Below are 23,220 nucleotides of genomic sequence, written 5' to 3'. Positions count from 1 at the left end.
ACCGGCGGCACCGGCGGCACCGGCGGCACCGGCGGCACCGGCGGCACCGGCGGCACCGGCGGCACCGGCGGCACCGGTGGCACCGGCGGCGGCCGGTCCCGGTCTCGGTCCGCAGCCGGCCCCCGAGGGGGTGTCACGCGTCGACGTGCGTCGTCAGCACCTCTTCGCCACCGCCGACCCCTCGGGGTCCGCGCTGGAGATCGGGCCCGCGCACAACGGCATCCTGCGCAAGCGCGACGGGTACGACAGTCGCACCGTCGACTACCTGGACCGCGCCGGCCTCATCGAGAAGTACAAGGCCCACGAGAACTACTCCCCGGACGACATCGAGGACGTCGACTACGTCCTGCCGCCGGGCGCGAAGATGGCGGACGTCATCGACGACCGCTTCGACCTCGTGCTGGCGTCGCACGTGATCGAGCACACGACCTCGCTCATCGACTTCCTGAACGAGTGCACCCGGCTGCTGCGGCCCGGCGGCGTGCTGGCCCTGGTCGTGCCCGACCACCGCTACTGCTTCGACCGCTTCCGCGAGCGGTCGTCGCTCGGCTCGGTCGTCGACGCCGCGCTGCACCCGCGGGCCGTGCACACCGTCGGCACCCTCACCGAGTTCTCCATCAACGCCGTGAAGCACCGCGGGACGACGTCGTGGGCACCGCGGCACCGGGGGGCCTACACCTTCGCGCACTCGCCGCAGGACGTGCGGCGGCACGCCGCCAGCGCCCTCGGCGACGGCTACGTCGACGTGCACCACTGGGTGTTCAGCCCGCACCACCTGCGGCTGATGCTGCGCGACCTGGCCGACCTGGGGTACGTCGAGGTCCGCGAGGCCTACTGGCACGACACCATCGGGCACGAGTTCTTCGTCAACCTCACCGTGCGGTCCGAGCTGGGCCCCGACGACCCGAGCCGCCAGGAGCTGGTGACGCTCGCAGACGCCGAGCTGCGTTCGCTGGACGTGCCGGTGTGGGAGCCCGCGACGCCGCCCGACGCCTCGTGACCGAGCCCGCCGGTGAGCCGCTGGCTGCGGTGGTGGTGCCGATCTACGGCGTCGTCGACCACCTCGGCGAGTGCCTGACCAGCCTGGCGCGGCAGACCGTCGCCGAGCGGCTGCAGGTGGTGCTGGTCGACGACGGCAGCGTCGACGGCAGCGCGCAGGTCGCCGCCTCGTTCGCCGACGGACGTCCCGGGTGGTCGCTCGTGCGGCAGCCGAACGCGGGCCCGGGCCCGGGTGCGGCGCGCAACCGCGGCCTGCGCGACGTGCGCGCGCCGTACGTGCTGTTCTGCGACGGCGACGACGTGCTCGAGCCCGGCGCGATGGAGGCGCTGGTGGCCGCGGCGACCAGGACCGGTGCCGACGTGGTGGTCGCGGCCGCCCGCCAGATCCCGCGACCGCGCACCTGGCGGTGGACGCACCTGTTCGAGCCGCTCGACGGCACGGTGCTCACCGGCGACATCACCGACTTCCCGGACCTGGTGCACCACCCCGCGCCCGGCGACAAGCTCTTCCGGGTGCAGCTCCTGCACGAGCGCGGGCTGCGCTTCGGTGAGGGCATCCACCACCAGGACACGCTGGTCACGGTGCCCGCGCTGCTGGGGCCGTCGCGGCTGGCGGTGCTGCGCGAGGTGGCGCAGGGCTACCGGCGGCGGGGGGACGGCACCTCGATCATGGACAACCACTTCCTGCGCGAGCAGAACACCTGGGACCACCTGCAGGTGGTCGAGCGGCTCGCGACGCTGCGTCCCACGCTGCCGCCCGAGCGCGTCGCGCTGCTGGACGCGTTCCTCGTCCGCAGCTTCCAGGGCTTCCTGGCACGGGCCTGGGCGCTGCCGGCCGAGGCGGCGCAGCAGCTGCTGACCAGGGCCCGGGCCGTGTACGCGTCGGTCGACCCCGAGCTCGTCGTCGACCTCACCGACGGGCCGGTGCACGCGCTGCCGTACCGCGCGGTGCTCGCCGACGACCTGGCCGGGCTGCGCGACCCCGCCGGCAGCGCGACCGGTCTCGACCTGAGCGAGCCCGACGCCGTGCGGCTGCGCGTGCAGGTCGACCCGCCGTGGGACCGCGCCCTGTCGCTCGGCCGGCTGCGGGCGACCGCCGACGCGGTCGTCGTCGACGGGGCCGACCTGGTGCTGCGGGGCACCGTGCGCCTGGCCGGCGCGCCGGCGCTGCACCTGCTCGGCGCGCCGGTCTCGGTGCGGCTGCGGGGAGCCGGTCGCACGGTGCCCGCGGTGCTGAGCCCCGCGGCCGGTGCCGAGGCGCTGCAGACCTGCCGGTTCGAGGCCCGGGTCCCCCTCGCGGAGCTGCCGCTGGGCACCGCGGCCCTCCGCGTCGTCGTGACCGACGGCGAGCACCAGCGCAGCGGCCGGATGGCGCTGGCCGAGGGTGCCGAGCGCCGCGCCACCGGACCGGACGGGCGCGTGGTGCGCAGCGGCGCCGACGCCGAGGGCGCCGCCCAGGTGAGCATCGAGCCGCCCCCGCCGCCCCCGCCCGGCCGGTCGGCGCGGCTGCGCGACCTGGGCCGGTCGCTGCGCCGCCGCGCCTGAGCCCACGAGCCCCAGGGTCAGGACGGACGAGCGACCCTGCGCAGCACCGCGCGGACGGCGTCCTGCAGGCTGCCGCCGAGCGCAGCGGGGAGCGGTCGCGGCTGGTGCGACGTGAGCCCGCGAGCGTCGTCGAGGGCCGCGCCGAGCGCCCGGGCCAGGGCCGGCGGGCTCGCCTCGGCGACCCGCAGGCCCTCGACCCAGGGCCGGCGCACGCTGTCGAGCGCGTTCGTCACCGTCGGGATCCCGGCCATCGGCAGCTCGAGCGGCAGGTGGCTCGGGTGCGGGCTGTGCATGAGCGCCAGCCCGACATCGGTCTCGGACAGCCCCGCGTAGTAGGTGTCGAGATCCGTCTTGCCGGCCAGGGTGACGGCGATCCGTGGCCCGAGGTCGACCGGCGGCACCTGCTCGCCGGCGAGGGTGACCACCGGGTGGACCCCGGCGGGCAGCTGCGCACCCCAGAGCCGGAGTGCGTCGAGGGCCATGGTCGCCAGGTTGCGCGGCTTGGACGGACGCAGGTAGCAGAGCAGCCGCGGACGGTCCGGGTCGCCGGGCCGCCAGGCCGCGGCCGCGGCGTGCAGCCGCGCCGGGTCGACCGCCGGCGCGAACACCTGGTCGGCGGGGACGTCGACACCTGCCTGGTGGCGCAGGTACTCGGCCAGCGGGGCCGAGTTGACCAGCAGCTCGAACCCGGCGCGGTAGGTGTGCCGGGCCAGTGCGTGCTCCGTGCCCCAGGCCATGAACCCGGGTTCCCAGTCCTGCACCAGGTAGACGACCTGCTCGCGCGCCACGACCCCTGCCTCGGCAGCCCGCTGCAGTGCGACGGCCGTCGTCCAGTAGGTCGCCAGCCAGACGTCCTCGGGGTGGTGGCCGTCGGCCGTGACCGTCTGGGGGGTGCTGACCGACACGTGCTCGGCCACGTCGCCGTCACCCGAGGCGCGCAGCCAGGCGGTCAGCTCCTCAGTGGCGCGCTCGGGGTGCGGACCGGCGTCGGCGAGCACCAGCAGGCGCAGCGGCCGGCCGGTCTGCCTGGCTGCCTCGACACCGGCCAGCACGGCCGTGCGCACGCCGGCGAACACCTGCGACGCGACGAACGCGTGCAGCACCAGGTTGACCGACGGGACCGGTCGGTCGGGGTGCAGACCCTGCAGCAGCCGCTCCCCGGGCACCGCCGACGTGTCGGGCGCCGGCCGGGGTCGCGCGGCGGCCTGCGGCTGCAGCCGCTGCAGCTGGGCGCGCACCTGTCCGAGCTCCCGCTGCTGGCTCTCGACCCGTCCGGCCGTCCGCTCGACGACGCCGGCGAGGGCGTCGACCGTGCGGGCGGCGGCGGCGTGCCGCTCCATGACGCGCTGGTCGATGGTGCGGTGCTGCCGGCCGCTGCGCTCGGCGTGCTCGGCCTCGGCCGCAGCGAACGTGTCGAGCCGCTCGAGCGTCGTCGCCGCCGTGTCGGCGACCCGTCCCACCGCCACCTCGAGCGCCTGCAGCCCGGCGGTCTGGGCGTGCTGGCGCCGGCCGAGTCGTACGACGAGGACGCCGATCCCGGCCAGCAGCGCGACCGTCAGCACCAGGAGCGTCAGCACGACGCGGCCCCCGACGAGCTGCACGAGCAGCAGCAGGAGCAGGAGCAGTGCCGCTGCGACGACGCCGACGGGTGCGAGTCGGCGCGTCATGGGCCGATGCTAGGGCCCCCGGCCGGCCGGGCGCGGCTCAGCCCTTCGGCACCCGCACGCTGCGTGCCGCGGTGTACGCCGTGGCGCCGACCGCGCTGTTCGCGCGCACCCGCACCTGGTAGGTCGCGCCACGCCGCACACCGGTGAAGTTCTTGTTGAGCGTCGTGCGCGACACCTTCGTCGTCATCCACGGCCCGTAGCCGCTCGACAGCTTCTTGCGCAGGCCCACGGTGTAGCTCGTCGTGGGGGTGCCGTGCTCGGTGCTCTTGTACCAGGCGAAGCGCACCTGGTGGATCGTCGCGGTCAGCCACCGGGGCGACCGCGGCACCGACGGCTTCGCGGCCGGCACGACGGTGACCCAGGCGCTGCTCGAGCTGCTGCCCTCGGCGTTGTGGAACGAGATGCGGAAGCGGTAGCTGCGGCCGTTCTGCAGCCCGGTGAAGGCCGAGCTGGTCGCCGAGCCGCTGCGCACGCGGTAGGTGGGCGCGCCCCACTCGGGCACGCTCGGGTGGTACGTCGACGTCGCGATGGTCACCGAGTCGGTGCCGGCCGGGGCCTTCGGCCACGTGACGGTCGCCGACCCCGATCCGCGCAGGGCGCGCACACCGCCGGGCCGGGCGGGGGTCGACGTCCAGCCCGGGGTCACGCACGAGCTGCTCGTGACGCCGGTGACCTGGTGCTGACGCAGCGCGTCCCACGAGCTCAGCCCCCAGGCGGCCGGCCACTGCCGCGCCCGGCCCGCGACGCAGGCGGTGAGCTGCCCCGGGTCGACCCGGGTGCCCTTGACGCCACCGTGGCGCACCTCGAGGTGCAGGTAGGCGGTCGTGCAGGGGGCCGTGCCGCTGACGCCCATGGTGGCGATCTGGGTGGCCGGCGTGACGTACTCCCCTTCGCGCGCCGTCAGCGCGAGCAGGTGGTGGTAGCGGGTGACGACGCCGGCGCCGTGGTCGACCCAGGCCCAGGTGCCGTCGTCCTCGCTGGTGTCGCTCGCGCGGCAGCCGGCCCCCACGCTGCCGACGTGGAAGACGCCCGCGCCGGCCGCGAAGATCGGGTCGCCCTTGGTGCCGTCGGCGTCCAGCGCCCAGTACCCGTGGTACGCCGAACCCCGCGAGCTGCAGTTGGTCTTGATGCAGGTGACGACGGTCGAGCGGCGCAGCGGCCACCAGTGCGGGTCGCTGTACGGGTGCTCGGCGCTCGGCGCGAGGTCGGGGGCCGCTGCCGCACCGACCGCGGTCGTCGCGGGTGCCGGTCCGGTGCCGGCGGAGGCCGGCGCCCCGGGCGACAGGGCGACGCAGACCGCGGCGGCGAGCACGAGAGACGTCCTGGTGAGGTGGGACAGGCGCATCTGGGCTCCATCGGCAGCACGCCCCGCCCACTTGAGCGGGTCGGCGGATCGCCAGCGGGGCGTGCCCGGCCGCCAGCCGTCGCTATCCTCGCCCCCGTGACCACGACCGCGCCGTCGCCGGAGGTGCTGGACGACGGCACCCGCCGCGTTCGGCCGCCTCGGCTGGCGGCGCTCGACGGGCTGCGTTTCGTGGCCGCCCTCGCCGTCGTGCTGTACCACTTCACCGGCATCCGCTCGACGCACTGGGGCACCACCGACCCCACGCCGTTCGGGCCGCTCAGCGCCGTCACCCGCTACGGCTTCCTGGGTGTCCCGCTGTTCTTCTTCATCAGCGGCTTCGTGATCCTGATGACCGCCTGGGGCCGCGACGTCCCGCACTTCGCGGCCTCGCGCGTCGGCCGGCTCTTCCCGGCCTACTGGGCCGGCGTGCTGCTCACCGGCGCCCTGCTGCTCGTGACCGGCCACGAGCTGAAGCACATCGATGCGCTGTCGGTGGTGGCCAACCTGACCATGGGGCAGCAGGCGTTCGGCGTCGAGCACGTCGACGGCGCGTACTGGACGCTCTGGGCCGAGCTGCGGTTCTACCTGCTGATCGGGGTGTTCCTCGCGATCGGCATCACCCGTGGCCGGGTGCTCGCCGTCGCCGCGCTCTGGCCGCTCGTGGCCGCCGTCGCCCAGGGCACGAGCCCGTTCGTCGCGAACCTGCTGGTCGCGGACTACGCGCCCTTCTTCGCCGCGGGCATGCTGCTGTACGTCGCGCACCGCGAGGGCTGGACGGCGGGGCTCGTGCTGCTCGTCGGCGTGCAGGTGGCCTTCGCGGTGACCAAGGCCGTCGACGTCGGTCCGGAGGACGCCGCCGCGCGCAACACCGGCTCGGTGCCGAGCCTCCTGGTGATCGCTGCCGTCGTGCTCGCGTCCTTCGCGGCGGTCGCGCTGGTCACCGGCACCCGGCTGCAGCACCTGCGCTGGGGCTGGCTGACCACCTTCGGGCTGCTCACCTACCCGCTCTACGTGCTGCACGACTACTGGGGCCTGTTCGTCATCTCGCGGCTGCACGATCACCTGCCCCGCGTGGTCACGGCGCTCGTGGCCGTCGCGGTCGCCCTCGTCATGGCCTGGTTGGTGCAGCGGTTCGTCGAGCGCCCGCTCGGCCCCCGGCTACGCCGAGCGGTGCTCGTCACCGTCACCGGTGGCCCCCGGGCGGGCCGGGGCGGCGTCGGCTGACCCCTCGGCGCCACGCACCGGAGCCTGGCGCAGCAGCACCACCTGCACCAGGGCGGTGCCGATCAGACCGCCCACGAACAGCGACTGCGCCAGCGAGCCCTCGCCGGCGACGTCGACGAGCAGGCAGAGCAGCGAGCTGCCCCCGAGCAGCACCCACACCACGGGTGCCCCGGTGCCCGTCAGGTAGCGCGTCCACTCGCCGCCCGAGCGGCGGTACGAGGCGACGAGCATGCCGAGCGCGATCGCCAGCACCACGGCGTAGAACACGGTCAGAGCCTCCGGTCCGCGAGCACGGGGAAGCCGGCGCGCACGGCGGCCAGCCCGTCGACGTCCAGCTCGACCGACAGCACCTGCTCGCCCTCGCCCGCCTCGGCCAGCACCTCGCCGAGCGGCCCGACCACCTGGCTGCGGCCGCCCATGCGGTGCCCGGCGTGCGTGCCGGCGGTGTTGCCCGCCACGACGAACACCTGGTCCTCGACGGCGCGCGCCCGGCCGAGCAGCGTCCAGTGCGCGACCCGCGCCGCCGGCCAGGCCGCCGGCACGAGCACCACCCGGGCGCCGTCGTCGAGCAGCCGCCGGTAGAGCTCGGGGAACCGCAGGTCGTAGCAGGTGGTCAGGCCCAGCCGCACGGGCGCGCCGCCAGTCGCCGGCCGCGGGACGTCGACCGTCACGACGTCCGCGCCCGCCTCGAGCAGCACCGGCTCGCCGGAGCCGAACCCGAAGCGGTGCACCTTGCGGTACGTCGCCAGCAGGCCGCCGTCGGGGCCGAGCAGCAACGAGGTGTTCCACAGGCCGCGACCCTGCGGCCCCCGGTCGGCACCGTCGGCAGCACGCTCCACGACCGACCCGGCGTGCAGCACCACCCCGGCGTCGCGGGCCGCGGCCGACATCGCCTCCAGGGTCGGGCCGTCGACCGGCTCGGCGCGGTCGGCCCAGTCGCGGTAGGCGAACCCGCCGGCCGGCCACAGCTCGGGCAGCAGCACCAGGTCGTGCCCCGCCTGGGCGCGCACCAGCGCGGCGACGCGCTCGCGCCGCTGCTGCGGGCTCTCGTCGTCGTCGTACGACAGCTGGACCACCGCGACGCGCACCGCACCAGGGTGCCACGCAGCGTGGCCCCGTCAGGGCGCAGGCCGCCCGGGCTCGCGGTCAGCGGCGCTCGTCGCGCTCGGCCAGCTTCGCCAGGTGCGCGTTGTAGGCCGCCAGCTCGGCGTCGCCGTCCCGGTCGGCGCGCCGGTCGCCGCGCCGGGTCTCGCGGTCGTCCGACCGCACCCACGCCAGGGTGAGGCCCATGCCGAGCGCGATGACCGGCAGCTCGCCCACGCCCCAGGCCACGGCGCCGCCGCGCTGCTGGTCGGCCAGCGGCGAGACGCCCCAGGTGCGACCGAGCGCCGCCAGCACGTCCGGTGCGAGCAGCTGGTTGCCCTGCATCAGCGTGACGCCGAAGAACGCGTGGAACGCCATCGTCGCGAACAGCAGCAGCAGCCGCAGCGGGTACGCCGGGCGGGGCGGGCCGGGGTCGACGCCGATGAGCACCGAGGCGAAGAGGTAGCCGGTGAGCAGGAAGTGCACGTGCATCAGGACGTGGCCGGTGTGCGTCTTCAGCGCGAGGCCGAACAGCGGCGAGTAGTAGAAGGCGATGAGGCTCACGGCGAACAGGCCGGCGGCCACGAGCGGGTTGCCGAGCACCCGCAGCAGCCGCGAGTGCACGATCTCGAGCAGCCACTCGCGGGGCCCGAGCGTGCCGTCGGTGCGCCGCTGCAGCGACCGCAGCGCGAGGGTGACGGGGGCGCCGAGCACGAGCAGCGGCGGCACGACCATCGACATCGTCATGTGGCCGAGCATGTGGGCGCTGAACAGCACGCGGCCGTAGATGCCGGGCGCCCCGCTCGTGGCGTAGACGAGCACGAGGCAGCCGGCGACCCACGCCACCGTGCGGCCCACGGGCCAGCCGTCGCCGCGGCGGCGCATCCGCGCGGCGCCCACGAGGTACGTCGTGAGCAGCACGGCGGCGATCGAGCACCACAGCAGGTCTGGCCGCCAGGCGGTGACGAAGCGCGCGGCCGTCAGCGGCGCGGGCATCGAGTAGCCGGTGATCGCGAAGGCGGCGTCCGCCTCCGGGCCGGTGCCCTCGCCCGCCGGCGGGGCGGAGAGCGACAGCGCCACCGCGAGCCCGGTGGCGACCCCCATCACGACGAGCTCGCCGACGGCCAGCCGGCGGAACGCCCCGGCGGCAGCGTCGCCGCCCGAGCCGAGCCGGCCGAGCAGCCGGCTGCGGTGCCGCCATCCGGCGAGGCCGAGCAGCACCAGCGCGACGGTCTTGGCGACCACCAGCGCGCCGTAGGAGCTCGCGAGACCGTCGAGGCCGCCGAGCCGCAGCGCCGCGTTGACCACGCCCGACGCACCGACCAGCACGAACCCGGCGAGCGCCAGACCCGAGTAGCGCGACGCCGTCACGGCCAGGCGGTCGCCCAGGTCGCGCCGCAGCAGCAGCAGCGCGGCCAGGCCGCCGACCCAGACGGTGACGCCGACCAGGTGGAACGCCAGGCTGTCGACGGCCAGCTCGTGGTCGGTCGCCCCCGCCGCGTGCCCGGTGAGCGCGACCGGCAGCAGCGCGACGACCGAGAGCAGCGCCATCCAGCCGACCGTGACCTGCCGGGTGGCGACGGTGGCACCGGTGGCCACGACCGCCGCGAGCAGCACGGCCACCACCAGCGAGCGCAGGGTGTCGAGGTGGGTGAGGTAGTAGCTGAGGCCCTGCCCGAAGGCGGGGTCGGTGATCGCGTAGCCCGACACCCGCGACCAGGTCAGCAGCAGCCCGACGGCACCGGCCAGCACCCAGACCCCGCCGGCGGCACCGGCCAGCCGGGTGGCCCGCAGCCCGACGCCGCCGAGCGGTGCACCACCCCGGGCCCGGGTGCCCCACCCGGACGGCGGCAGCAGCAGCGCCGCGACCACGAGGAGGCCGACGGTGAGCGACGCCGAGACGTCCTGCACGACGCGCAGCAGTGGCTGGCCCCACCGGGTGACCGCGCCGGGGTCGGCCACGAGCGTCGCCGCCGAGGCACCGGTGGCCAGCAGGCCCACGACCACGGCGAGCAGCCCCGGCACCCCGAGCGCCGTCACGGTGGTCGCGGCGCCGCTCGGACGGGGCGCGGCGGCCCAGGCGGTGGGCCGCGCGCTGGTCTGGGTCACGTCGTCCAGCGTACGTCGCGGCACCGACGTCCCCCTGCGGTCGGCCGATCGGACCGGGGCGGCACGAAACCGAGTTGCCGGACCCCGCGGGAATACGTCACCATCCAACTTGCTTGATGCACGCAAGTATCCCGGCGACGGTGCCGAGACATCTCACGTCACCCCACCTCGCACCGGGAGCACACCCATGACCGCCACCCAGCCGGACGCCGCGCGCTGCGGTCCCGACGGCGTGGACGAGGGCGTCGTCGGCCAGATCACCCGGCTGATGCGCCAGCTCGGCAGCATCAAGGCGCACGTCAGCCAGCGTCGCCGGCACGGCGTCGAGTACTCGGCGTACGTGCTGCTCTTCCACCTCATCCGCCACGGGGCCATGCGATCGAGCGCGCTGGCCGAGGCCGTGGTGTCCGACCCGTCGACCGTCAGCCGGCAGACCGCCAGCCTGGTCGACCTCGGCCTGGTCGAGCGGCTGCCCGACCCGGCCGACCGGCGGGCCGTGCTGCTGGCTCCGACGCCCGCCGGCGTCGAGCTGTTCCACCAGATGCGCGCCGAGCGCGACGAGATGTTCCACCTGCTGCTCGACGACTGGTCGGACGACGACGTCCGCGACCTGACCCGACTGCTCACCCGATTGACCGACGACATGGAGCGGCTGCGGCCGGTCCTGATCAAGAGCCTCACGGAGAACCGATGACGACCGACGCACCAGCAGGGACCAGCAGGGCCTCACGACCACCGGCCATGGACGCCGACGCCGGCCTCAGCCACCGCCAGATCGTGACGATCCTGGTCGGGCTGATGATGGGCATGTTCCTCGCCGCCCTCGACCAGACGATCGTCGGCACGGCGATCCGCACCATCGGTGACGACCTGCACGGGTTGTCGGTGCAGGCGTGGGTGACCACGGCCTACCTGATCACCTCGACGATCGCGACGCCGCTCTACGGCAAGCTGTCCGACATCTACGGGCGCAAGCCGTTCTTCACCCTCGCCATCACGATCTTCATCATCGGGTCGGCCGCGTCCGCGTTCGCGACGTCCATGTACATGCTCGCCGCCTTCCGCGGCCTGCAGGGTCTGGGCGCCGGCGGCCTGTTCTCGCTGGCCCTCGCGATCATCGGCGACATCGTGCCGCCGCGGCAGCGCGCCAAGTACCAGGGCTACTTCCTCGCGGTGTTCGGCACCTCGAGCGTGCTCGGCCCGGTCATCGGCGGCTTCTTCGCCGGCGCCGACTCGATCCTCGGCATCACCGGCTGGCGCTGGGTCTTCCTGGTCAACGTGCCGATCGGCATCGCCGCGCTGTTCGTCGTGAACCGCACCCTCAACATCGCGCACGTCAAGCACGACCACCGCATCGACTACTGGGGTGCCGTCGCGCTCGTCGTCGGCCTGGTGCCGCTGCTGACCGTCGCCGAGCAGGGCCGCGAGTGGGGCTGGGCCGACACCAAGTCGCTCGTCTGCTACGTCGTCGGCGCCATCGGCGTCATCGGGTTCCTGCTGGCCGAGCGCGCCATGGGCGACGAGGCCCTCATCCCGCTGCGCCTCTTCAAGGACCGGACGGTCTCGGTGAGCACCATCGCCAACGTCGTCCTCGGCATGGGCCTGTTCGGTGGCGTCTCGGTGCTGCCGCTGTACCTGCAGATCGTCAAGGGCGCCTCGCCGACCGAGTCTGGCCTGCTGCTGCTGCCGCTGACGCTCGGCATCATGAGCGCCTCGATCATCTCCGGTCAGCTCATCTCGCGGACCGGCCGCTACAAGGTGTTCCCGCTGATCGGCACCATCCTGCTGTTCATCGCGCTCGTCGCGTTCAGCCGCGTCACCGCCGACACGAAGACCTGGGTCGTCATGATCCCGATGCTCGTCTTCGGCTTCGGGCTCGGTAACTGCATGCAGCCGCTCGTGCTCGCGCTGCAGAACGCGGTCTCGCCGCGCGACATCGGCGTCGCCACGGCGTCCGCGACGTTCTTCCGGCAGATCGGCGGCACCCTGGGCGTCGCGATCTTCCTGTCGATCCTGTTCAGCACCGTCGGCGACAAGGTGCAGACGGCCTTCACCGACGCGCAGTCCAGCGCCGCGTTCCGCTCGGCCCTGGCCGACCCGGCCAACGGCGAGACGCTCAAGGGCCTGCAGGGCGGGTTCACCAACGACTCCTCCGGTCTCGACCGGCTGCCGGCGGTGCTCGCGCACCCGTTCAAGGTGGGCTTCAGCCAGTCCATGAGCGTCGTGTTCCTCTGCGCCGCGGCCGTCGTGCTGATCGGCATCGTCGTGGTGCTCTTCCTCCCCCAGGTCGAGCTGCGTGGCGAGTCCGGCCTGCAGGCCGCCTCCGCCGACCGGGCCGCCGCCGAGAAGTCGGCGCAGGACGCTCGTGACGCCGAGCGTCAGCCGGCCGCCGTCGCCGTCCCCGCCGCCGACGGCACCTCGACCTTCGCGTCGACCCCCGGCGGAGCCCACGAGGCCCCCGCCGGCCGGCACGAGACCCCGATGACGCCCGAGCAGCTCGAGCGCGCCGCGGCCGAGGCCCCCGTCTACGAGGGCAAGCACGAGGCCTGACCCCGCAGTCGCTCAGCCCTCTGTCGCCGAGATGCGAGTAGTGGTTGACCAGACGTCCGTCTGAGCAACCACTGCTCGCATCTCGGCGTGTGAGGGGCGTCGGGCCAGGACGCCGCGGAGGTGCGACACCGCACGCTGCGGGTGACGCAGGACGTCGTCGGCCGTGAAGCGCACGACCGTCCACCCCGCTGCCTCCAGGGCGGCATAGCGCCAGAGGTCGTGCTGCCACTGGCTCCGGTCGGTGCGATGGTGGTCGCCCTCGTACTCCACGACGGTCAGGTGCCGCTCGAAGACCAGGTCAGGGTGCAGCACCTGCCCGCTGAGCACGGTCACCGGAGCGTGCACCGTCGGCCGCGGCAGACCGCTGCGCAGCACGAGCAGCCGCAGCCTCGTCTCCATCGGCGAGTCGACCCCCGGTTCCATGAGGTCGAGCGCCTGCCGGGCGCGCGTCACCCAGCGACGTCCGACGGCGACACCCACCGGCGGGCGAAGCCCCTCGCGGCTGAGATCGCCCAGACGCCACGCGGCGTCGGCAGCGACGACCAGGTCGTCGAGCGGCAGGCGCTCGGCCAGGCTGAGCCACAGCCACGCCGGCACCAGCACCCGCAGGCCCTCGACCAGCTGCACGTCGCCGTGCAGCCACGGCGAGTGCTCGACGCGGATGCCCTCCAGCTGCGGCGCCCTCCGGTGCGACACCACGTCGACCCCGTCCGACCACCGGCCCGGAACCGGCCACCCGCGCAGCCGGGCCCCGGTGTGGTGGCTGAAGGCGGCGTCCGGTGGGAGGGCCAGCGCGGCGGCGCGGCATCGCAGCAGCAGCGAGTCCGGCAGGTCGGCCACGACCCGCACGCCCCGGTGCGGCGCGCGGAACCGACGTCCACGCAGCACCTGCCGCGAGACACCCAGCGCCGCGGCCTCCGCGACGGTGAACGGACGCTCCAGCAGCTCGGGAGGAACGTCGTGGGCCGTGGGCACCGGAACACCCTGGCCGAAACGGCGTGGACCCCCGGTTCGTCGTCCACAGGCCCCCGCCGAGATGCGAGTAGCGGTTCACTTCCCGGGTCGGGAGTGAACCGCTACTCGCATCTCGGCAGGAGCCTGGGTGCGGGGTCAGGCCCAGACGAGGGCCTGCTCGGGGTGCTCGAGGACCGTCGCGACGTCGGCGAGGAACCGGCTGCCGAGGTCGCCGTCGACGAGGCGGTGGTCGAAGCTCAGGCCGAGCGTCGTCACCTGTCGCACCCTGACCTTGCCCTTGTGCACCCAGGGTCGCGGCGCGATCTGCCCGACGCAGAGGATGACGGCCTCGCCCGGGTTGAGGATCGGGGTGCCGGTGTCGACGCCGAAGACGCCGACGTTGGTGATCGACATGGTGCCGCCGGCCATGTCGGCCGGCTGGGTGCGGCCCTCGCGCGCGGTGGCGGTGAGGGCGGCGAGCGCGTCGGCCAGCTCGCGCAGGGTCATCGCCTGCGCGTCCTTGATGTTCGGCACGACGAGGCCCCGCGGGGTGGCGGCGGCGATGCCGAGGTTCACCGAGTGCTTGACCACGATCTCCTGGGCCTGCTCGTCCCAGGACGCGTTGACCTCGGGGTGCCGGCGGGCCGCGAGGAGCACGGCCTTCACGACGACCAGCAGCGGCGACACCTTGACATCCCGGAACTCGCGGTCGGCGCGCAGCCGCTCGACGAGCTTCGTGGTGCGGGTGACGTCGACCTGCACGAACTCGGTGACGTGCGGGGCGGTGAACGCCGAGGCCACCATCGCCTGGGCGGTCATCTTGCGCACGCCCTTGACCGGCACGCGCGTCTCGCCGCCGGCGGCGCGGGCCACCGGCGCGGGGGCGGACGACGGGGCCGGGGGCTCGAGGAACGCGCGGACGTCGTCGCGGGTCACCGTGCCGTCGGGGCCGGACGGCGTGACCTGGCGCAGGTCGACGCCGAGGTCCTTGGCGAGCTTGCGCACCGGGGGCTTGGTGCGCACCGGGCCGCTGTCGGCGTGCTCGGGCAGGTGCACGCCGGGCAGCTCGTGGTGCGGTGCCCGGTGCGGCTCGGGGTGCGGGGCCGCGGCCTCCTCCTCGAGCACCTGCGACGCCATGCGCCCGACCTCGAAGCCGCCGTGCCGCTGCGGCTTGACGCCCTCCTCGGCGAGCGCGTCGACGCTGGCCTTCCGCGGACGCCGGACCGCCGACGTCGTGCGCGGGCCGTAGCCGACCAGCACCGACGTCCGGCCGCCCGGCGCGGGACCGCCGATGAGGCCGGGCTCGATCGCACCCTCCTCGGGGGCGACCTCCACCTCGGTGGCGCCGGGAGCGGCGCCCGGGGGCTCGGCCGCCGGCGCACCGCCTGCGGTCTCGACGGCGATGATCGGCGTGCCGACGTCGACCGTCTGGCCCTCGGGCACGAGCAGCTCGGCGACGGTGCCGGCGAACGGCACCGGCAGCTCGACGAGCGACTTGGCCGTCTCGATCTCCACCACGATGTCGTTCACGGCGACGGTGTCGCCGGGCTTGACCTTCCAGGTCACGATCTCGGCCTCGGTGAGGCCCTCGCCCACGTCGGGCAGGCGGAACTGCTGTGATGCCACGGGGTCCCTGCCTCTCTCAGTGGGCGAGCGAGCGGTCGACGGCGTCGAGCACGCGGTCGAGGTCGGGGAGGAACTCCTCCTCGAGCTTGCTGGGCGGGTAGGGCAGGTTGAACCCGCCGACGCGCAGCACGGGGGCCTCGAGGCTGTAGAAGCAGCGCTCGCTGATGCGCGCGGCGATCTCGGCGCCCATGCCCAGGAACGTCGTGGCCTCGTGGACGACGACGAGGTGCCCGGTCTTCTCGACCGACGCGGCCAGGGTGTCGACGTCGAGCGGCGACAGGCTGCGCAGGTCGACGACCTCGAGGCTGCGGCCCTCCTCGGCGGCGGCGGTGGCGGCCTCGAGGCAGGTCTTCACCATCGGGCCGTAGGCGGCGACGGTGACGTGCTCGCCCTCGCGGACGACGCGTGCCTGGTGCAGCGGCATCGCGTCGGCCAGCCCGCGGCCCTCGGGCAGCTCGGCCTTCTCCCAGTAGCGCCGCTTGGGCTCGTAGAAGATCACCGGGTCGTCGCTGGCGATGGCCTGCTGGATCATGAAGTGCGCGTCGACGGGGTCGGCGCAGCAGACGACCCGCAGGCCGGCGGTGTGCGCGAAGTACGCCTCGTTCGACTCGCTGTGGTGCTCGACCGCGCCGATGCCGCCACCGACCGGGATGCGGACGACGACGGGCAGCTTCACGGTGCCGAGCGACCGGGCCCGCATCTTGGCCAGCTGCGACACGATCTGGTCGAACGCCGGGTAGACGAAGCCGTCGAACTGGATCTCGCAGACCGGCCGGTAGCCGCGCAGGGCCATGCCGATCGCGGTGCCGATGATGCCCGACTCGGCGAGCGGTGCGTCGATGACGCGGTCCTCGCCGAAGTCCTTCTGCAGGCCGTCGGTGACGCGGAAGACGCCGCCGAGCTTGCCGATGTCCTCGCCCATGAGCAGCACCTTGGGGTCGGCCTCCATGGCCGCCCGCAGCCCGGTGTTGATCCCCTTGGCCAGCGTGATCTGCGACATCAGCGGCTCCCCTCGGTCTCGAACGACGCGAGGTAGCTGGCGAACTGCGCGCGCTCCTCGGTGACCAGCGGGTGGTCGTCGACGTAGACGTGGTCGAACATCGACAGCGGCTCGGGGTCGGGCAGCGCGAGGCAGCCCTCGCGCACGTGCGCCGCCAGCTGGTCGCTCTCGGTCTGCAGCGCCTCGAGGAAGGCGGTGTCGATCAGCCCGCGCGACTCGAGGAACGCGCGCAGCCGCACGATCGGGTCGCGCTCCTTCCAGACCTCGACCTCGGCCGAGACCCGGTAGCGCGTGGGGTCGTCGGACGTCGTGTGCGCACCCATCCGGTAGGTGAAGGCCTCGATGAACGTCGGGCCGTTGCCGCTGCGGGCGCCCTCGAGCGCGGCCTTGGTGACGGCGTACACGGCGAGGACGTCGTTGCCGTCGACGCGGATGCCGGGGAACCCGAAGCCGCGAGCGCGCTGGTAGAGCGGGATGCGGGTCTGCCGGTCGTTGGGCTCGCTGATCGCCCACTGGTTGTTCTGGCAGAAGAAGACCACGGGGGCGTTCTGCACGCTGGCGAAGACGAAGGCCTCGTTGACGTCGCCCTGCGCGGTCGCGCCGTCGCCGAAGTAGGCGATGACGGCGGCGTCGCGGTCGGGCTCGCCGCTGCCGACCGCGTGGTCGCGCTGCAGCCCCATCGCGTAGCCGGTGGCGTGCAGCGTCTGCGCGCCGATGACGATCGTGTAGAGGTGGAAGTTCTTCTCGTTCGGGTCCCAGCCGCCATGGTTCACGCCGCGGAACAGCCCGAGCAGGTTCAGCGGGTCGACCCCGCGGCACCAGGCGACCCCGTGCTCGCGGTAGGTCGGGAACGCGTAGTCCTGGGGGGCCATCGCCCGACCGGAACCGACCTGCGCGGCCTCCTGCCCGAGCAGGCTCGCCCAGATGCCCAGCTCGCCCTGCCGCTGCAGGGCGGTGGCCTCGGCGTCGACGCGGCGCACCAGCACGAGGTCGCGGTAGATGCCGCGCAGCTCGTCGTCGGTCAGGTGCTCGACGTACCGGTCGAGCTCGGGGTGGTGCACGCGCTCACCCGCGGGGGTGAGCAGCTGGACGAGGTCGGGGCCGCCGTCGATCGTGCTGACGCCTGCCCCCGGCCCGACTGCGCTGTCGGTCACGGAGCTTCTCCTCTGTCGGTCCGCAGCAGGGGGTGGCCCGTCCGCGGAGACCCTGGGTCGCCCGTCCGCGCGACGGGTGGGCCGGCGGACGGGTGTGCGTCGTGAGCGCCTGCGTCGGTGTCACGAGCGTGCACGGGACCAACGTACCGGTCGGTGCGGAGCGCACGTGTCGTGGCCGACGCACAGAGCCGGGGGTCGAACCTGGTGCGGGCCCTACGAGGCGCGGTGCCGGCCCTGGTGCTGCTGCGGCGCGGTGTCGACGTCGCCCTGGGCGTGCCGGGGCTGGTGCTGCCGGGCGTGCCGGGCGGCGCGCTTGGCGTCGCGGTGGGCCGAGTCGACCGAGGCGGCGCGGCGCACCGTGCTGGTGGCGGCGCCCTCGGTGACGGTGGTGGGCCGCGACAGGCGGTTGTCGGCCAGCCGGTCGGTCCAGGCGGTGCCCGACGAGCGGCGGTCGTCGCCCTGCTCGTCGTCCGCCGAGGTGGAGGTCGAGGCGGCCGGCACGACGGGGGTGCTCGACGACGCCGCGGACGGCGCGTCGTACGCACCGGCGGACGGCGTCGGCTCAGCCGGCAGCGCGGTGGTGGGCGAGCTGCTCGGGCCGCTCGGCTGGGTGTCGTCGGGCGACGTCGGGCTCGTGGTCGGGTTCGAGGTCTCGGTGACCGGCGGCGTCGTGGTCGTCGACGACGGGCTCGTCGGCTCGTCCGTCGGCTGCGTCGGGGTGCCGGTGGCCGACGGGGTGTCGGTCGGCGCGGGGGTGTCGGTCGGCGTCGGGGTGTCCGTCGGCGCGGGGGTGTCCGTCGGCGTCGGGGTGTCCGTCGGCGTCGGGGTCACGATCTCGTCGTTGACGGCGGCGACCACGGCCTCGGTCGACGAGCTGGCCACGATGGCGACGGCCGTGTCGCCGACGGGGCTGATGGCGTCGCGGATGACCTCCATCTCGACCGGCGCGTCGGTGACCGCCACGGCCTGCGTCTTGACGACGGACTCGACGCGGGGGTTCAGCTCGCCCGGCAGCTCGTCGTTGAAGACCTGCTTCGACAGGGCGTCGACCTGCTCGGGCGTGGCGCCCGGGTCGGCGCTGGTGAGCTCCTGCACGGCGACGAGGGCGGTCCCGGCCGCGTCGTCGACGGCGCGCTGCACCGAGCCGGGGAGGTTCTCGGCCACGCCGGCCTCGAGCGCCTGGGTCGCTGCGTCGTCGAGGTCGAGCTGCACGCTGAGCCGGCAGGCCACGCTGAAGGCGACGATGTTGCTGGTGGTCGTGACGACCCGGGGGTCGAGCTCGATGCTCAGCGGGCTGTTCGACTGCGTCTTCGTCGGCGTCGGCCGCGTCGGTCGGGGGCTGGTGGGCGGCACGGTGGGGCCGCCGGTGGTGCTGGTGCTCGGGATCGGCGTGCCGGTGGGGCGCGTGGTGGGCGAGGCCGGCGTGGTGGCGGTGCCGGTCGAGCCGACGACCGGCGGCGTGCCGCCGGTCTGACCCGGCTGACCCGGCTGGCCGGCCGACGTGCCGGCGGTCGAGCCCGGCTGCCCGCCGGTGACCGAGGTACCGAGCACGGTCGTGCCCAGCGAGCCGCCGGTGGCGGTGCCGGACGGCGCCCGGCCGGTCGTGGTGGACGACGGCGACGTGGCGTCGGCGGACGGCGACGCCGCGAGCGTGCCGGGCAGCGAGCCGATGGTGCCGAGCGGCGAGACGCGCTCGGAGGTGACGTCGACGCTGCCGTCGCCGCCGCCGATGCCGGACCCGAAGCCCAGGACGGCCACGCCGGCGAGGACGACGGAGGAGAAGGCTGCGACGCCGGCGGCGGGCACGGTGGTGCGGACCCGCAGCACCTTCGGCTCGCGCGTCATCGTCGTCACCTCGTCCCTACCTGTCGGCCCCGGTCCGTGGTCGGACCGTTCCATGGTGTCCTGCTTCGGTGCTGCTCGCTCGGTCCTTGAGCAAATCGATGCAACCACTACCGTGCGGATTCACCTGTTTGCGTTGAGTTACCTAGTGCTCTCTGAGCGTAGGCGGTCGTCACGCTCGGCACCACCGCCTGATCGGACTAGTCAGCCCTGGTCAGCACGGGTACCGCCCGTGCTTCACCCGCCCGGCGCAGCGGTCACCCCGCCGGCGGCGTCCCACCGGTCTGCCCGGCGCGGAACGCTGCGGCGACCTCGAGCAGCCGGTCGTTCGCCTCGATCTCGCCGATCGTCACCCGGACGCCGTCCGTGCCGTAGGGCCGCACGCCGAGCCCGGCGGCGTCGAACGCCTGCGCCAGCGCCTGCGTCTGCTCCCCCACGCCGAACCACACGAAGTTGGCCTGGGTGTCGGACAGGTCCCACCCCTGCTCGCGCAGCGCGGCGACGACCCGCTCGCGCTCGGCGACCAGCACCTCCACCCGCTCGGCCAGCTCGTCGCCGGCGGCGAGGGACGCCACGGCGGCGGCCTGCGCGAGCGAGTTCACCGCGAACGGCAGCGCCGTCTTGCGCAGCGCCGTGGCGACGGGCGGCTGGGCCACTGCATAGCCGACGCGCAACCCGGCCAGGCCGTAGGCCTTGGAGAAGGTGCGCAGCACGGCGACGTTCGGACGCGCCCGCACCAGCGCGAGGGCGTCGGGCACCTCGGGGTCGCGGACGAACTCGGTGTAGGCCTCGTCGACCACGACGAGCACGTCGCGCGGCACCCGGTCGAGGAACCGCTCGAGCTCGTCGGCGTGCACGACCGGCCCGGTGGGGTTGTTCGGGGTGCAGACCAGCACCAGGCGGGTGCGGTCGGTGATCGCGGCGGCCATGGCGTCGAGGTCGTGCCGGGCGCCCGGGCCGAGGGGCACCGGGACGGGGACGGCGCCGGCCAGCTGCACCACGAGCGGATACGCCTCGAACGACCGCCAGGCGAAGACGACCTCGTCGCCGGCGTCGCAGGTCGCGGTCACGACCTGACCGAGCACGCCGACGCTGCCGGTGCCCGTGGCGACGTGGTCGGCGGGCACGCCCAGGTGCGCGGCCAGCGCCTCGACCACCGCGGTCGCCGTGGCGTCGGGGTAGCGGTTGATGGCCTCGGCCGCCTGCTCGACCACCCGCTGCACGCTGGGCAGCGGTGGGTAGGGGTTCTCGTTCGACGACAGCTTGTACGTCGTGACGTCGGTGCGCGGGGCGGCCGGCCGGCCGGCGACGTAGGCGCCGATGGCCTCGACCGAGTCGCGGATGCGGACAGCTGGGACCGGGGCGTCGTCTGCAGCGCTCACGGGCGCCACTGTAGTTGCGGGTCGTGCCACCAGCATGTGGATCCGGCATCGCAGCGTGGACGTCCTGTGACGCTGCGTGGATCGGCCGGACGTTCCTGCACACGAAACGGTCACGAGACCGTCGAATCTTCGGCGCAGGTCTATCCGAGCCACCTGTGGATCACCTAGGTTTCGGCCAGGTCCCGGGTCGGCGATGTGGGCGATTCCTCCCAGTCGTGGCAACGGGTTCCACCTCGTCCCCACGAAGGAGAGATCCGTTGCGTCGTCGAGTCACCGCGGGAGCCGTGAGCGTGCTGCTCGCGGCCGGCGTGGGTGCTGCCTACGGCATGGCACCCGCAGCCGCGTCCGCCCCGGTCGGGCAGCAGCCCACCGTCAAGAAGTCGAAGGCCGTCACCTCCGACGAGCTGACCAACCCCGCCGAGAGCAAGCGCCGCGCGCTGCGGCAGGAGGCCCTCCAGGAGGTCATCGCCGGCAAGGCGAAGCCGGTCACCAAGAACGGCAGCACCGTCGTCAAGCTCGGCAAGGCGGCCACCGCCACCAAGGCCGGCGCCTCCGCGCGCGCCAAGGCCGCCGCCGCTCCCGTGAAGGACCAGTACGTCGAGCTGCGGCGCCAGCAGACCGACCGGATCTTCGTCGTCCTCGCCGAGTTCGGGAACGAGCGCAACCCGAACTACCCCGACCAGGACACCGACCCCGACATCGAGGGCCCCACGACGTTCCAGGGCCCGCTGCACAACGCGATCCCGGAGCCGGACGCGCAGGACAACAGCACGGTGTGGCAGGCGGACTACAACCGCAAGCACTACCAGGACCTGTACTTCGGCAAGAGCGAGAACTCGGTCGCGTCGTACTACAAGAAGCAGTCGTCCGGCCGCTACACCGTCGAGGGCCAGGTCACCGACTGGGTGAAGGTCAAGTACAACGAGGCGCGGTACGGCCGCAGCGACGGCTACCCCTGCGCCACCAACGTCTGCTCGAACACCTGGGCCCTCGTCAGCGACGCCGTGAACCAGTGGGTCGCCGACCAGCGCGCCAAGGGCGTCACCGAGGCCGCGATCGTCAAGAACCTCAAGTCGTTCGACAAGTGGGACCGCAACGACTACGACGGCGACGGCAACTTCAACGAGCCCGACGGCTACATCGACCACTTCCAGATCGTGCACGCCGGCGGCGACCAGGCCGACGGCGACCCGCAGCAGGGTGAGGACGCGATCTGGAGCCACCGCTGGTTCGCCTACTACAACCAGGCCGGCGTCACCGGCCCGGCCGGCAACCTGAACGGCGGCACGCAGATCGCCGACACCGGCCTGTGGGTCGGCGACTACACCATCCAGCCGGAGAACGGCGGGCTCAGCGTCTTCACGCACGAGTTCGGCCACGACCTCGGCCTGCCGGACCACTACGACACCGCCGGCGGCGACAACGGCGTCGAGTACTGGACCCTGATGGCGCAGAGCCGCCTCGGCGCCAAGGGCGACGCCCTCGGCGAGAAGCCGGGCGACCTCGGTGCGTGGGACAAGCTGCAGCTCGGCTGGTTCGACTACGAGATCGTGCCCGCCGGCACCGAGCGCACGCTCGACCTCGGCCCGCACGAGTACAACTCGCCCAAGGCCCAGGGCGTCGTCGTCCCGCTGCCCAAGAAGCGGGTCGTGACCGACCGCGGCGCCCCGGCGTCCGGTCAGTACCAGTGGTACAGCGGCACCGGCAACGACCTCACCTCCACGCTCACCGGCTCGGTGGCGCTGCCCGCGGGCTCGTCGCAGCTGTCGATGAAGGCGCGCTGGAACATCGAGGACTGCGGTCCGAAGGCCGAGGACGCGTGCGACTACGCGTTCGTCGAGGTCGACCCGGGCACCGGCTGGGAGGCCGTCGCGGGCAACATCACCAAGCCGGCCGAGAACAACGGCATCGACGGCGAGCAGGTCGCCTGGACCCCGGCCACCTTCGACCTGTCGAAGTACGCCGGCAAGACGGTGCAGTTCCGCATCCGCTACTCGACCGACCCCGCCCAGGAGGGCAACGAGGACGCCGAGTCGCAGCCGGGCTTCTTCGCCGACGACATCGCGGTGACCGCGGGCGGCACGACGCTGCTCTCGGACGGCGCGGAGTCGGCCGACACGACGCTGGTCGCGGCCGGTGGCTTCAGCCGCATCGGGCAGACCACCTCGCAGGACTTCGACAACTACTACATCGCGTCGAACCGGGTGTACACGTCGTACGACCGGTTCCTGCAGTCGGGTCCGTACAACTTCGGCTTCCTCAACACGAAGCCGAACTTCGTCGAGCACTTCGCGTACCAGCCGGGTCTGCTCGTGACCTACTGGGACACCTCGCGGAGCGACAACAACACCAGCCAGCACCCCGGTGAGGGCCTGATCCTCCCCGTGGACGCGCACCCGCGGCCGAACTACCGCATCGACGGTCTGCCGTGGCGCTCGCGCATGCAGGTCTACGACGCCACCTTCTCGCTGCGGAAGGTCGAGTCGCTGAGCCTGCACGTCAACAGCAAGCCGAGCTACATCCGCGGCGAGGGCCCGGCCACCACGTTCGACGACACCAAGTCGTACTGGTCGCCGGTCACGCCGCAGAGCAGCGTGAAGGTGCGCAACGCCGGTGTGACCATGAAGATCCTGGAGCAGTCCGGGACCTCGCTGAAGGTCGAGATCGGCTCGAAGGCCCCCTCGAAGGGCTGAACCACCAGCAGCACGCGAACGGGCCGGGAGGGCGACCTCCCGGCCCG

At 73.7% G+C, this 23,220-nt stretch carries 17 protein-coding genes; 6 read left to right on the top strand and 11 right to left on the bottom strand.

Annotated features, from left to right (window positions below; translation table 11 throughout):
* Positions 1–145 precede the first annotated feature (145 nt).
* Positions 146–1,000 carry a class I SAM-dependent methyltransferase gene (locus tag ACYVI6_RS07300; RefSeq protein WP_460445738.1) on the top strand — a complete coding sequence of 285 codons (855 nt, stop codon included), beginning with the start codon at positions 146–148 and terminating at the stop codon, positions 998–1,000.
* Positions 997–2,544, top strand: coding sequence for a glycosyltransferase (locus ACYVI6_RS07295; RefSeq protein WP_460445737.1), 1,548 nt, complete (start codon positions 997–999; stop codon positions 2,542–2,544). The genes ACYVI6_RS07300 and ACYVI6_RS07295 overlap by 4 nt, the downstream gene beginning before the upstream one ends.
* A gap of 17 nt (positions 2,545–2,561) precedes the next feature.
* On the opposite strand, the gene ACYVI6_RS07290 is transcribed toward ACYVI6_RS07295, so the two are convergent.
* Positions 2,562–4,211, bottom strand: coding sequence for a rhamnosyltransferase WsaF family glycosyltransferase (locus ACYVI6_RS07290; RefSeq protein WP_460445736.1), 1,650 nt, complete (start codon positions 4,209–4,211; stop codon positions 2,562–2,564).
* A gap of 37 nt (positions 4,212–4,248) precedes the next feature.
* On the bottom strand, positions 4,249–5,556 hold the full coding sequence (locus ACYVI6_RS07285; RefSeq protein ID WP_460445735.1) for a peptidoglycan DD-metalloendopeptidase family protein: 1,308 nt from the start codon (positions 5,554–5,556) through the stop codon (positions 4,249–4,251).
* A 96-nt stretch (positions 5,557–5,652) separates the two neighbouring features.
* On the opposite strand from ACYVI6_RS07285, the gene ACYVI6_RS07280 reads away from it, so the two are divergent.
* Positions 5,653–6,780: an acyltransferase family protein gene (locus tag ACYVI6_RS07280; RefSeq protein ID WP_460445734.1), complete on the top strand. Its 1,128-nt coding sequence runs from the start codon at positions 5,653–5,655 to the stop codon at positions 6,778–6,780.
* On the opposite strand, the gene ACYVI6_RS07275 is transcribed toward ACYVI6_RS07280, so the two are convergent.
* The 3 genes from ACYVI6_RS07275 to ACYVI6_RS07265 are packed head-to-tail and all read right to left on the bottom strand — an operon-like array spanning position 6,715 to position 9,972.
* Positions 6,715–7,047, bottom strand: a complete 333-nt coding sequence (locus tag ACYVI6_RS07275; protein ID WP_460445733.1) for a hypothetical protein — start codon at positions 7,045–7,047, stop codon at positions 6,715–6,717. The two genes, ACYVI6_RS07280 and ACYVI6_RS07275, sit on opposite strands and share 66 nt — an antisense overlap.
* A 2-nt stretch (positions 7,048–7,049) precedes the next feature.
* Positions 7,050–7,868: a nitrilase-related carbon-nitrogen hydrolase gene (locus tag ACYVI6_RS07270; RefSeq protein ID WP_460445732.1), complete on the bottom strand. Its 819-nt coding sequence runs from the start codon at positions 7,866–7,868 to the stop codon at positions 7,050–7,052.
* Between the two features lie 58 nt (positions 7,869–7,926).
* Positions 7,927–9,972: a cytochrome c oxidase assembly protein gene (locus tag ACYVI6_RS07265; RefSeq protein ID WP_460445731.1), complete on the bottom strand. Its 2,046-nt coding sequence runs from the start codon at positions 9,970–9,972 to the stop codon at positions 7,927–7,929.
* A 187-nt stretch (positions 9,973–10,159) separates the two neighbouring features.
* Here ACYVI6_RS07265 and ACYVI6_RS07260 point away from each other — a divergent pair, with 187 nt between their 5' ends.
* Positions 10,160–10,666 carry a MarR family winged helix-turn-helix transcriptional regulator gene (locus ACYVI6_RS07260; RefSeq protein ID WP_460445730.1) on the top strand — a complete coding sequence of 169 codons (507 nt, stop codon included), beginning with the start codon at positions 10,160–10,162 and terminating at the stop codon, positions 10,664–10,666.
* 47 nt (positions 10,667–10,713) lie between these two features.
* Positions 10,714–12,522: an MDR family MFS transporter gene (locus tag ACYVI6_RS07255; protein WP_460445729.1), complete on the top strand. Its 1,809-nt coding sequence runs from the start codon at positions 10,714–10,716 to the stop codon at positions 12,520–12,522.
* Positions 12,523–12,534: 12 nt separating this feature from the next.
* On the opposite strand, the gene ACYVI6_RS07250 is transcribed toward ACYVI6_RS07255, so the two are convergent.
* The 6 genes from ACYVI6_RS07250 to hisC all read right to left on the bottom strand — a co-directional run bounded on the left by ACYVI6_RS07250 (position 12,535) and on the right by hisC (position 20,480).
* Positions 12,535–13,497, bottom strand: coding sequence for an endonuclease domain-containing protein (locus tag ACYVI6_RS07250; protein ID WP_460445728.1), 963 nt, complete (start codon positions 13,495–13,497; stop codon positions 12,535–12,537).
* A 135-nt stretch (positions 13,498–13,632) separates the two neighbouring features.
* Complete coding sequence (locus ACYVI6_RS07245; protein ID WP_460445727.1) at positions 13,633–15,102, bottom strand: dihydrolipoamide acetyltransferase family protein; 1,470 nt, start codon at positions 15,100–15,102, stop codon at positions 13,633–13,635.
* A gap of 16 nt (positions 15,103–15,118) precedes the next feature.
* Positions 15,119–16,102 carry an alpha-ketoacid dehydrogenase subunit beta gene (locus tag ACYVI6_RS07240; RefSeq protein WP_460445726.1) on the bottom strand — a complete coding sequence of 328 codons (984 nt, stop codon included), beginning with the start codon at positions 16,100–16,102 and terminating at the stop codon, positions 15,119–15,121.
* Positions 16,102–17,256 (bottom strand): pyruvate dehydrogenase (acetyl-transferring) E1 component subunit alpha, encoded by a 1,155-nt coding sequence (pdhA, locus tag ACYVI6_RS07235; RefSeq protein ID WP_460445725.1) that lies wholly within the window; start codon positions 17,254–17,256, stop codon positions 16,102–16,104. The genes ACYVI6_RS07240 and pdhA overlap by 1 nt, the downstream gene beginning before the upstream one ends.
* 213 nt (positions 17,257–17,469) lie before the next feature.
* Positions 17,470–19,101: a hypothetical protein gene (locus tag ACYVI6_RS07230; protein WP_460445724.1), complete on the bottom strand. Its 1,632-nt coding sequence runs from the start codon at positions 19,099–19,101 to the stop codon at positions 17,470–17,472.
* Between the two features lie 254 nt (positions 19,102–19,355).
* Positions 19,356–20,480, bottom strand: a complete 1,125-nt coding sequence (gene hisC, locus ACYVI6_RS07225) for a histidinol-phosphate transaminase (protein WP_460445723.1) — start codon at positions 20,478–20,480, stop codon at positions 19,356–19,358.
* A gap of 284 nt (positions 20,481–20,764) precedes the next feature.
* On the opposite strand from hisC, the gene ACYVI6_RS07220 reads away from it, so the two are divergent.
* Positions 20,765–23,173: an immune inhibitor A domain-containing protein gene (locus tag ACYVI6_RS07220; protein WP_460445722.1), complete on the top strand. Its 2,409-nt coding sequence runs from the start codon at positions 20,765–20,767 to the stop codon at positions 23,171–23,173.
* The last annotated feature ends 47 nt before the right edge of the window (positions 23,174–23,220 follow it).

It is taken from the genome of Angustibacter aerolatus, assembly GCF_054776675.1.
The sequence above is the reverse complement of the archived record's forward strand: the minus strand, read 5'-3'. Positions and strand labels throughout refer to the sequence as shown.

Excerpts from the sequence above, each read along its gene's own strand:
- ACYVI6_RS07290 (WP_460445736.1), bottom strand. The coding sequence starts at position 4,211 with ATGACGCGCCGACTCGCACCCGTCGGCGTCGTCGCAGCGGCACTGCTC.
- ACYVI6_RS07285 (WP_460445735.1), bottom strand. The coding sequence starts at position 5,556 with ATGCGCCTGTCCCACCTCACCAGGACGTCTCTCGTGCTCGCCGCCGCG.
- ACYVI6_RS07260 (WP_460445730.1), top strand. The coding sequence starts at position 10,160 with ATGACCGCCACCCAGCCGGACGCCGCGCGCTGCGGTCCCGACGGCGTG.
- ACYVI6_RS07255 (WP_460445729.1), top strand. The coding sequence starts at position 10,714 with ATGGACGCCGACGCCGGCCTCAGCCACCGCCAGATCGTGACGATCCTG.
- ACYVI6_RS07240 (WP_460445726.1), bottom strand. The coding sequence starts at position 16,102 with ATGTCGCAGATCACGCTGGCCAAGGGGATCAACACCGGGCTGCGGGCG.
- ACYVI6_RS07230 (WP_460445724.1), bottom strand. The coding sequence starts at position 19,101 with ATGACGCGCGAGCCGAAGGTGCTGCGGGTCCGCACCACCGTGCCCGCC.